The sequence below is a fragment of the Streptomyces sp. NPDC001292 genome (assembly GCF_042896465.1).
Classification (GTDB): domain Bacteria; phylum Actinomycetota; class Actinomycetes; order Streptomycetales; family Streptomycetaceae; genus Streptomyces.
Genome location: NZ_JBIAXG010000123.1, coordinates 1 through 2,179, shown reverse-complemented (window position 1 = coordinate 2,179; position 2,179 = coordinate 1). Strand labels below are relative to the sequence as shown.

The following is a 2,179-nucleotide window of genomic DNA, read 5'->3' as shown; positions in this document are numbered from 1 at the left end:
GTCTGTTGAGTCGGCACGGAGCGCGGTGCCGGTGTTGTCACCGGTCCGTTTCTCCGTGCCGCTCGCCGAACCCGGCGTGCGGCTCTCACCGCACCGGGCTCTCCACGGTCTCTGCCGTTCAGGCGGGGTTGAGATGCGCCCAGGGGCTGGGGATCGTGTCGCCCCGGTAGCGGTAACGGGAGACCGTCACCGTCTGGAGGCTGAACAGCTCGATCCCGTCCGCCGACAGGGGCTTCCACCGGCCGTTGTGGTCGGTGAAGCGTCGGCGGACGTCCTTCCACCTCCAGCGGTGCAGCACGATCCACCAGCTGATCACCCGGTGCCAGACGAATCTGGCGAGGGATTTCAGGGTGACTTTCGCGACCGCGTGCTTGAAGTAGTTGGCCCAGCCGCGCATGATCTGGTTGAGCCTGATCAGCACGTCCCTGGGATTCATCTGCGACGTTCTGCTCGTGAGGGCACGGATCTTGTCCTTCAGCTGCCGGATGGGACGGTCAGCGATGAAGGTGTAGACGTACCACTTGTCCGTTCCTCGCTTGCGGCGCCACTGGATGCGGAACCCCAGGAAGTCGAACCCTTCCGACATGTGCACCACCTGCGTCTTGGCCTCGGAGAGGCGAAGCCCGAGCGGTCGCAACACGTCGGCGATGTCCTCGCGCAACGCTTCGGCATCACCGCGTTCACCGGCGGTCAGAACCACGAAATCGTCCGCGTAGCGGACGATGCGCCAGTTCGGACGCCCGGCGGCACGGCGACGCCTGCGCTGGTAGGCGGTGACCATCTCCCCGCCCGGCTCCCACGGCCTGGTCAGGTGCTCATCGAGCGCCGACAGGGCGATGTTCGCCAGCAGAGGGGAGAGGATACCGCCCTGCGGGGTGCCGGTGTAGGTGTCCTCGCGGTTGTTGTCCTCGGTGAGGACGCCGGCCTTGAGGAACGCCTTGACCAGCCGCAGCACGCGCTTGTCCTTGACTCGTGCTCGCACCCGGTCCATGAGGGCCGTGTGGTCGATCGAGTCGAAGCACGCCTCGATGTCCGCGTCCAGGACCCAGCGGTAGCCGTGGGTACCGTAGAAGTGGATCTCGGCGATCGCGTCGTGTGCCCGCCGCAGGGGCCGGAAGCCGTAGGAGACCGGCTTGAAGTCGGCCTCGAAGATCGGCTCCAGCACCAGCTTGAGGGCTGCCTGGACCACCCGGTCGGCCACGGTCGGGATGCCGAGCTTGCGCACCTTCCCGCTGCCGCCGGGCTTGGGGATCTTGCGTTCACCCACCGGCAGCGGGCGGAACTCACCCGATTTAAGTACGTGGCGAAGTTCCTCCAGGAACCCATACGGGCCAGTCTCCTGCTCGACGTTGACGACTGTGATGCCGTCCACTCCGGGCGTTTTGGCCCCTTTGTTGCCCGCGACCCGTTCGAACGCCACAAGCAGCGTCGCCGGGTCGCACACGAGGTTGAACAGATCGTCGAACCTGCGGCCGTCATCGGCCGCCGCCCAACGGTGAAGTTTGGCCTGCATCCCCGATACCCGCTGGTGAGACCCCATGAGGGCCTCCGGTGCGTCGCTGTTCAGCGGCGCGTCTTTCGGCATTGCAGCCTCCTTCCCTTCTCGATTCCGCTGCCGCCCTTCCCCATGTGCCGGGCTCTCCCCGGCTCGGAGTACTACGGCGGCTCCGCCCCGTCCCGGCCCGGTCGGCCGACGGTGGGCCCAGCCTCGAACACCGCTGGACGCATTGTCCGAGGTCAGGACCGGGACGGTTCCCGTGTTCACTCGCTGTTCGATCGACGGAGGAGGAGCCCGGCTATACCCCCGCGGCATCGCCACGGCTACCCCGCAGCACTTCACCGTGGCCTTCCCGAGCGACAGACCACTGCCATCCGGAAGTTCCCCGCTCCAGGTACAAAGCAGGGACGCACCGCATCCAGCCCAGATCCGCCAGGTTCGAGCTGGTGTGGAGTCAGGGAGCGTTGACACCGGTTCCTCGCGTACTCCTCTCCGTCTTGCTTGCCGGACCCGCACCATCTGGCAGTACTGACACGTCCCGGCTTTGTCAGGGCCGCTTGCCACCCTCCCCGGCACCTCCCGGGTCAGGCTGCCCTCAGCTTCAACCGCCCTGCTGCGACAGGGCAGCGGTGGCGTCCTTTCACCGCCACTCGAACAACGTGCGCTTCACGGCGCACTACC

The 2,179-nt window shown here is 66.7% G+C and carries 1 protein-coding gene; it reads right to left on the bottom strand.

Annotated elements, in window-relative coordinates; genetic code table 11:
- Positions 1 to 118 precede the first annotated feature (118 nt).
- Positions 119 to 1,585: a group II intron reverse transcriptase/maturase gene (gene ltrA / locus ACFY4A_RS42465; RefSeq protein WP_390834653.1), complete on the bottom strand. Its 1,467-nt coding sequence runs from the start codon at positions 1,583 to 1,585 to the stop codon at positions 119 to 121.
- Positions 1,586 to 2,179 lie beyond the last annotated feature (594 nt).